The organism is Neisseria viridiae (assembly GCF_962747995.1).
Taxonomy (GTDB): domain Bacteria; phylum Pseudomonadota; class Gammaproteobacteria; order Burkholderiales; family Neisseriaceae; genus Neisseria; species Neisseria viridiae.
Map to the genome: position 1 here is coordinate 1 of NZ_CAUJAJ010000034.1, position 2,369 is coordinate 2,369.

At 44.4% G+C, this 2,369-nt stretch carries 4 protein-coding genes; all 4 read right to left on the reverse strand.

The genetic code is table 11. From position 1 onward, the window contains the following. The coding region (locus tag Q9J79_RS10215) for a hypothetical protein (protein ID WP_304685320.1) at positions 1-209 on the reverse strand (209 nt) is incomplete at its 3' end. A 170-nt stretch (positions 210-379) separates the two neighbouring features. Then, positions 380-577, reverse strand: coding sequence for a hypothetical protein (locus tag Q9J79_RS10220; protein WP_002215770.1), 198 nt, complete (start codon positions 575-577; stop codon positions 380-382). Between the two features lie 4 nt (positions 578-581). Further along, on the reverse strand, positions 582-872 hold the full coding sequence (locus tag Q9J79_RS10225; RefSeq protein WP_301912611.1) for a hypothetical protein: 291 nt from the start codon (positions 870-872) through the stop codon (positions 582-584). Positions 873-916: 44 nt separating this feature from the next. After that, positions 917-2,263, reverse strand: a complete 1,347-nt coding sequence (locus Q9J79_RS10230) for a replication initiation factor domain-containing protein (RefSeq protein ID WP_301912610.1) — start codon at positions 2,261-2,263, stop codon at positions 917-919. Positions 2,264-2,369 lie beyond the last annotated feature (106 nt).

Below are 2,369 nucleotides of genomic sequence, written 5' to 3' on the forward strand. Positions count from 1 at the left end.
CGGAAGCCTTGCATCAACACGATAACCGACAGAACGGCAGCACCGATTGCTGATACCATTACGGCAAATTTTGCAATCTCAGCGGCAGCGGTCGTACCAATAGCTGACAAATCGACGCCTTCGGCAGCAGCCAAAGCGGAAGCGGTTGACAGGGCTGTTACAGCAATAACTTTATTGCCATATTTTTTTGCTACGTTTAAGAGTTTCATAGCGTTTTCCTTTCAATAAGGGTTAATAAAAAAGTAATGCGGGTTTTTTGAGACTTACCGCAAGTCTTTTAAAAGTACAGGTACCAAACCGATACAATTAAAACAACTAGGAAAAAAACCAACCCGCCCAAACTTAATTTAAATGATAGGGGTACTTTCTGATTCATTTTTCAGTCTTTCAAAAATCCGAATACGACAAATTCGTATTGGTTGCCGATTTCTTCCAAACCTGCGTTAATCGCTTCTTCGAAGTCGTAGAAATAATCGGCATTTGTAATTAATTTGGTATGTCCGATATCGCCCGTTTCAGGAGATAGATACAGAAAGTCCCCTGTTGATACGGACTGGACAACATAGACTTTCTGCATTCAATCAGCCTTTCTTAACGGGTTGAAAACCGATGACTTTCAGTTTTTGGGTTTTGCCCGTAGTAACTATTTCCACGTTCAGGTTTGCTTCGATGGGAAATTGGGCGTTTCGTAACTGCTCGAAGTTGGCAGAGCCGCCGAAATCATATTCAGTAGTAGAGCTGCCCAATGCGTTGCCTTGGGAGCTGTCTAAGGGTGTGGCGACAATCAGGCGGCAATAGTCGAAGTTCTTGCCTTCGATTTGTCCGTTGAATTTTTTAACGCCGACGATATGGGCTTGAAGTTGGATGTTCATTTTTTGGTTTCCTTGTGTGATTAAACGTCTTTCGGGCAGACGCTTTAAGCCCATGAAACTGGTAAATTTGCGTATTTGTCATACATGAAATAGTAGTAACTTTCTTCATTGTTGACGTGTTTTTGCTGTTCAAGCTGCTTTTCAAGATTCTCGTAATATTCGTACATTCTGTAAGGGTCTTTGTACGGTTTGAATGCTGGCTGTTCATGAATAGCTTGGGCTTTCAAAAAGGCGCAATCGTAGGATTCGGGAGCCAAAGACTTGGGCAGCTTGTGATGACCCGGCTCAATCAGTTCAAACAGTTTTGCTTTGTCCAGTTCGGGAAAAATGAATTTCAGACCGTTTGCCGCACGTCCAAACTGTTTTTTCACCCATTCAAGATAACGGTCGGCTGAAATGACCTTATTTTCCTTAACCGCATGTATGCGCTTTGCCTTTTGTGAAAAGCTTTCACAAACAGGATATGCACCGCCGAAATATTCGCCCGGATTCTGCAAAACCTCGAAAGGGATAACAATGTCTTTTGCTTTGAATTCGATTTCAAAGCGCGTCCAAATGCTTGTTTTATCGCCCAACTGCTTGCCTTTTTCATAGACGCGGACATATTTTGACGATTCACGGGAGCCGATACCATAGGTCTTGCCTTTGGTCATTTTGGCTTCATCGTCTTCTTCCCAATCTGACCCCAAACATTCGCCTTTTGGTTTTACGTGATGACAGGTAAACATACCTTTATTTCGGTCTTCACGGGCTTGGTTCGGGCTGTATTCGCCGTTGAAAAAGTCTTTTGCGATGTCAACGCGTGTGATTTTTGGGCGGATTGCATTAGTCAGAAATGCGAAAAGTCGGGATTCCCAACCTTCTTTTGCGACGCCGCAACCGGTGCCGGTCAGTTCGAAAAGAATGGTATTGTTTTGTCCGCCAAAATGGACGCGACCGTATAGTGCATCTTCCGAACCCATCAACCAACAACGCTCATAGAAACGACCGCCCGAACCTTTGGATTCTTTGTATATACCGAAACCGAAAACTTCTTCGGCGAGCATGGACGCGGCACGAATGAAATCTTCGTCTTCCAAAAGACTTACACGAACGCCGTATTTATCGAAAAAGGTTTTTTCATGAAATGAAAAGCTAATTTGATCAATGAAAGCCGAATCTGATACACCGCGCCGAAGAGGAACGCCTAACAGGTTTCCTTTGCCGTCCGTTATGTACGTTTCGTAACATTCGAAGACTTCCTGAACCCTGCCCGCCGTTTCGGTTTCTGTACCCCCCCTGTTAGATAAGGGGGGACGATTTGAAGCGTCTGCCGCCGCCTTGCCGTCCGCTTGCGCGTCCGCCATGTCGGCGGCAAACGCTTTCTTGATATCTTCCATCTTGTCTTTCATAGCGGTATCCCTTAAACGACGGGCAACAAAAAAGCCCTGTTACTCGAATAAAGTAAAGGGCGTTAATTTTTGTTAATCGTCCCTTCTTAGGGACGCAATATATAAG

What these genes read in the sequence shown, in the direction of transcription:
- Q9J79_RS10230 (WP_301912610.1), bottom strand. Translation starts at nt 2,263, where the DNA reads ATGAAAGACAAGATGGAAGATATCAAGAAAGCGTTTGCCGCCGACATG.
- Q9J79_RS10225 (WP_301912611.1), bottom strand. Translation starts at nt 872, where the DNA reads ATGAACATCCAACTTCAAGCCCATATCGTCGGCGTTAAAAAATTCAAC.
- Q9J79_RS10220 (WP_002215770.1), bottom strand. Translation starts at nt 577, where the DNA reads ATGCAGAAAGTCTATGTTGTCCAGTCCGTATCAACAGGGGACTTTCTG.